This is a genomic window from Mesorhizobium sp. M2C.T.Ca.TU.002.02.1.1, assembly GCF_003997225.1.
The window spans coordinates 1-2,295 of sequence record NZ_RZTO01000911.1 but is presented as its reverse complement, the minus strand read 5'-3'; the positions used below and the strand labels follow the sequence as shown (position 1 = coordinate 2,295).

The following is a 2,295-nucleotide window of genomic DNA, read 5'->3' as shown; positions in this document are numbered from 1 at the left end:
GCCGGCTCCTTGTGGCCGATGTCGCGCAGTTCCAGCGCCTTCTCGCATTTGGCCATGTAGTCGCGCGTCATCGGCAGCGTGTCGTTCTTCTTGGCGATCTGGAACTGGAAGATCACCAGGTCCTGCCAGCGGAAGGCTGCCTCTGAGGCGGCAAGGTAGAACTCCCACATCCTGCAGAAGCGCTCGTCATAGATCGCCTTCGCCTTGTCGCGGTTGGCGGCGAAGCGCGCGCCCCAGTGCTTGAGCGTGTCGGCGTAGTGCAGCCGCAGGATTTCGATGTCGGTGACGACGAGGCCGGACTTCTCGATCGCCGGCATCACTTCGGAAAGCGCCGGGATGTAGCCGCCGGGGAAGATGTATTTGCGGATGAAGGCGCTGGTCGCCCACGGCACGCCGGAGCGGCCGATGGTGTGGAGCAGCATTACCCCGTCGGGTTTCAGCAGCGTCGCTGCCTTGTCGAAGAAGGTGCGGTAGTGATTGACGCCGACATGCTCGAACATGCCGACCGAGACGATGCGGTCGAAGCGCTCGTTGATGTGGCGGTAATCCTTGAGATCGAAATGCACGCGGTTCTGCAAGCCCTGCGCATGCGCGCGGTCGGTGGAGACTCCGTGCTGCTCGGTCGACAGCGTCACGCCCTGCACGTCGACGTCGAAGGCCTTGGCGAGATAGAGACCGAGGCCACCCCAGCCGGAGCCGATGTCGAGCACGGTCTGGCCGGCCTTGAGCCTCAGCTTGGCGGCGATGTGGCGCTTCTTGGCGAGCTGCGCTTCGTCCAGCGTCATGTCGGGCTGTTCGAAATAGGCGCAGGAATATTGCATGTCCTCATCGAGGAAGAGCTTGTAGAGCTCGCCGGACAGGTCGTAGTGGCGCTGCACGTTGCGGCGCGAGCGCGAGGCGGTGTTGATCTGCTGCAGCCGGCGGAAGGCATGGCGCAGGCCCTCGATTGCCTTCGACCAGGTCACGTCGATGCCGCTCGAGCCCATGTTCTGGAACGCGATGCGCATCAGCCCGAGAACGCCGCCCTCGAGCACATCGAGTTCGCCGTCCATGTAGGCTTCGGGCACCGCCAGCATCGGGTCGAAGGTGATGGCGCGCTCGGCATGCGACGTCTTGATGTGGATATGCACCGGTTCGCCGCTGCCGTCGCCGAACTTGTGCGTCGTGCCCTTCGGGCCGGTCACCTTGAGGTCGCCGACGCGCACCAGGCGCTCGAGAACGTGTTTCAACAGGATGTTCATGACCAAATGTCCCCTCAGTCGGATCACCCGGTAATCGGACTGGAATGCCGGATCGAAAGTGCCATGGCGCACCGTCCGCGTCCAATCGACGCGCCACGCTGTAATGTGCACAAGAAATAGGGTGTCGAAAAGTTCCTTTTGGCACAAAAAAGCCCGGGTCTGAGACCCGGGCGTTGGTCCAGAAATCCTGGACGTGTGCGAGCCGAAGCGATGCCTCGGGATCTGCGCCGGTCAGACCGGCGATCAGGCGTTCTCTTCGCCCTCGAATTCGGCGTTCGGATCGAAGAAATTCTCCGGCCGGGCGTTGTCGTTGATGTCGTCGCCATAGATGGCTTCGGCGGTCGTCAGCGTCTCGCCCTTGGCCTGACGCTCCGCTTCGTCGGCCGAGCGGGCGACGTTGAGCGTCACGGTGACCTCGACTTCCGGATGCAGCGCGATCGCCACATTGGAGAGGCCGATGGTCTTGATCGGCTGGTTGAGCTCGATCTGGTTGCGGCTGACGGTGAAGCCCTCGGCGGTGAGCAGTTCGGCGATGTCGCGGGTCGACACCGAGCCGTAGAGCTGGCCGGTCTCACCGGCCGAGCGCACGACGATGAAGCTCTTGCCGTCGAGCTTCTCGGCGACCTGCGAAGCTTCCGACTTACGCTCCAGGTTGCGGGCTTCGAGCTGGGCGCGCTGGCCTTCGAACTTCTTCTTGTTGGCTTCGTTGGCGCGCAGTGCCTTGCCCTGCGGCAGCAGGAAATTGCGGGCGAACCCGTCCTTGACCTTGACGGTCTCGCCCATCTGGCCGAGGCGGGAAATGCGCTCGAGGAGAATGACTTCCATGGTTTCGTTCCTTTCGGTTGGCGCCATCTGGGACGGCGTCGGATTCGTTGGAACAGGTCAGGAAGCAAAAAGGGCGTCGTCGCCGGTGTCGCTGTCCTGCCTGTCTCGGCAGTTAGAGGCTATTCGCCCCAACTCGGGATTTGACTTCAAACCGCCATGGCGCCCGTCGCCGCGGGGTGGAAGCGGGCGGCAAGCCGCCCGCCTTGAACTTCATCAGGCCTTAGCGGAC

General features: G+C 63.2%; 3 protein-coding genes. 1 reads left to right on the top strand and 2 read right to left on the bottom strand.

The features are described from left to right. Both EOD07_RS31305 and rplI read right to left on the bottom strand, forming a co-directional pair. The coding region (locus tag EOD07_RS31305; protein WP_164772725.1) for a cyclopropane-fatty-acyl-phospholipid synthase family protein at positions 1-1,241 on the bottom strand (1,241 nt) is incomplete at its 3' end. 243 nt (positions 1,242-1,484) lie between these two features. Continuing rightward, a complete protein-coding gene (rplI, locus tag EOD07_RS31300) occupies positions 1,485-2,066 on the bottom strand; it encodes a 50S ribosomal protein L9 (RefSeq protein ID WP_073987522.1) in 582 nt (193 codons plus the stop codon). Here rplI and EOD07_RS38255 point away from each other — a divergent pair. Beyond that, the coding region (locus tag EOD07_RS38255; RefSeq protein ID WP_206519615.1) for a hypothetical protein at positions 2,065-2,295 on the top strand (231 nt) is incomplete at its 3' end. The two genes, rplI and EOD07_RS38255, sit on opposite strands and share 2 nt — an antisense overlap.

Excerpts from the sequence above, each read along its gene's own strand:
- rplI (WP_073987522.1), bottom strand. The coding sequence starts at position 2,066 with ATGGAAGTCATTCTCCTCGAGCGCATTTCCCGCCTCGGCCAGATGGGC.